Raw genomic sequence first — 1,880 nt, forward strand, 5'->3', positions numbered from 1 at the left:
GTTACTTAACTTTTCCCTCTACTCGATTAGTGTATAATTTGGTATCAGACGTATTGAAATTTAAGGAATCTGCTATTATGAATATAATAAGCAAAATTAATCATTGAATGTAACTTGTTGAAGAGAACCACCTTTTTATATTTTGATAGGAGGACCTAGTAGAATGAAATTAAATAAACTTACAGACACTAAAGTGAAAGATTATAAAAAAGAAGAGAAGAATGTTTATAAAGTTTATAAAAAAAATGATTTTTATTCAAAAACAGTAATTAGGTATGAGTATGTTGCACTAAGTTTTTCGTTTGCTTATGCAATGGCCTATTCTGAGGAAGGACACCATCGTAGAGAAAGATCAGATGGGAAAAAATCAAGAAATGATTTTGAAGTCTTTTGTGATACTTTTGTTGGAAAGTTAGGAGAGCATGCAGTTTACCAATACATAAAGGAAAATATTAAAGGGATAGAAATCCCTTTGCCTGATTTAACTATTGAAGGTAAAGGGAAGTGGGACACTTATGATTTTAATTTTGAATATGGTGGTAAACAAAGAAATATTGGCGTTAAAACTACTAAACATTTTGGTAATTTATTGATGTTGGAGACTGAAGATTGGGATGATAATGGTAGGTATATTCCTAATAAAGAAAAGGAAACAGGTGAATACACTGATTTTTTATTTGTTAGGGTGAATTATGAGTTAATCTTTAGTTTGCAAAAAAGATATAAACATCAAAATGAACAAATAAACCCTGAATCATTTGCATCATTGTTATCAGATGCACATTATAATTTTGATATTCATTACATACCAGTGGAATATATAAAAAATGCAATAGAGAATAAAATGATAGTGAAAAAAGATTATTACTTGAACACAACTGCTCCAAGTAATGAACTTGATGCAAATAATTACTATATACAGTGCGGTGACATGTTAAAAGGTTATGAACTGATAAAAGCACTGAAGAGATGAGTTTCCATCTGTATTGTTTATATATTGAATTAAAGAGCGCAAGTTAAGCGCTCTTTAATCATATCCATTATGAGGTTGTAATTTCTTCCCTTAGTGCTTCTATAAGTAGACTGATTGATTTCATGTCACCTGTTTGAACATAATAATTGGAGGCATCCAATTTATTATTCTTTCCTATTTTATTTATATATGCACCTTTAGGAACAAATTGTTCGTTTTTTATTGCCTTTTTTAAAACACCATTTGTAACTACGCCGGCAATTTCGTACTCAAACGTTTCGTTTGTTATATTTGAGTATAGTTCGTCTTTATTAATTGTAGAACTGTAGAGTGATCTCATTCCCTTTAAGATATCTGAAGCAAAAGGCTGAAGCCTTACTAATATAGTTGCATCGTACCTACCGCCATCTCTTTCGATGTCTGGAATATATAGACCATCTTCATCCCAATCTTTTGATTCTAACAACAGCAATTGACCGAAAGATTTAGTGGATTTAATAGACAACTTTCTTTCTCCAACTTCAAAATTTCCTGAATCCCAATCACCTAAATTGTACATATCATTATCAGGGCGGGGAACTTCTAGCCCTTCAGAGGTAAATACATGATAGATAGCGAATTCCGCTAATTTACCTTGAAAAGTATCGGCAAATACTTCTCCATTTTTCCTATTGTTTGAACCTCCAGAACGATAGTTTCTATGTGTACCTTCCTTTCCAAAACTCATTCCATAAGCGAAGGTGAATACCTCATCAATAATATTTTGATTAAATTGTCCATCTGATGCTAGTATAGTTTCATGGACACATCTAAGTTAAATTTATAAAATAACTTTTAGGAGGGTGTGTCCAATGAGTAATCAAAGTAATGGTAAATGGTATAATGATGATTTTCGTAAAATGATTGT

2 protein-coding genes are annotated in these 1,880 nt (G+C 31.1%); one reads left to right on the plus strand and one right to left on the minus strand.

The window, feature by feature from the left end:
• Window positions 1-163 precede the first annotated feature (163 nt).
• Window positions 164-973 carry a hypothetical protein gene (locus N784_RS15630; protein ID WP_036836502.1) on the plus strand — a complete coding sequence of 270 codons (810 nt, stop codon included), beginning with the start codon at window positions 164-166 and terminating at the stop codon, window positions 971-973.
• 67 nt (window positions 974-1,040) lie between these two features.
• Here the strand turns inward: N784_RS15630 and N784_RS15635 are convergent, their stop codons facing one another.
• Window positions 1,041-1,700: a hypothetical protein gene (locus N784_RS15635; protein WP_036836503.1), complete on the minus strand. Its 660-nt coding sequence runs from the start codon at window positions 1,698-1,700 to the stop codon at window positions 1,041-1,043.
• Between the last annotated feature and the right edge of the window lie 180 nt (window positions 1,701-1,880).

Source organism: Pontibacillus litoralis JSM 072002 (genome assembly GCF_000775615.1).
GTDB classification, from domain to species: domain Bacteria; phylum Bacillota; class Bacilli; order Bacillales; family BH030062; genus Pontibacillus; species Pontibacillus litoralis.

Coding starts and splice junctions, on each gene's coding strand:
- N784_RS15630 (WP_036836502.1), top strand. CDS start 164: ATGAAATTAAATAAACTTACAGACACTAAAGTGAAAGATTATAAAAAA.
- N784_RS15635 (WP_036836503.1), bottom strand. CDS start 1,700: ATGAGTTTTGGAAAGGAAGGTACACATAGAAACTATCGTTCTGGAGGT.